We start from the raw sequence: 563 nt of genomic DNA, 5'->3' as shown, positions 1-563 counted from the left end.
GCATTGGCAATTTATGGAAGATTATATGAGAGCTATAGAAAAAGAACATTTAGAAAAAATTACGGCTTATTATAATGCTAAATTAAATGAAAGTAATAGGCGGGGCGGGGGATTTGATTTAGCAGAATACAAAAAATTTATCCAAAATCAAAAGCAATTAGAAAATGTCAAGTGGAAAGAATTTACTATAGGGGAAATTTTTGAGATTAAGGCAACTTTGAGTGGAATTGATAAAAATAAGTTAAATGGTAAAAAAGGAAACTATCCTTATATTACAAGAAGTGATAAAACCAATGGTATAGATGATTTTATAGATAAGCAAAATGGATATAAATCTAATGAAGCTAATGTAATCACTATAGGATTGGATACGCAAACAGCTTTTTATCAAAATAGTATTTTTTATACCGGGCAAAATATTCAAATTCTTAAAAATAATCAATTAAATAAGTATAATGCATTTTTTATTATTGTTGAGCTCAAAAAATTTATGGAAAAATTTAATTGGGGTGGAAATGGTGCAACTCTTGCTAGATTAAAAAGAGGAAAAATACTTCTACCCA

1 protein-coding gene is annotated in these 563 nt (G+C 27.4%); it reads left to right on the top strand.

Annotated elements, in window-relative coordinates:
• Positions 1-25: 25 nt before the first annotated feature.
• Positions 26-563: restriction endonuclease subunit S (locus H2279_RS08680; protein ID WP_337196294.1), on the top strand; the 538-nt coding region annotated here is incomplete at its 3' end.

This window comes from Campylobacter sp. B0100352/1, assembly GCF_020135855.1.
In the GTDB taxonomy this organism is placed as follows: Bacteria; Campylobacterota; Campylobacteria; order Campylobacterales; family Campylobacteraceae; genus Campylobacter_D; species Campylobacter_D taeniopygiae.
The sequence above is the reverse complement of the archived record's forward strand: the minus strand, read 5'-3'. Positions and strand labels throughout refer to the sequence as shown.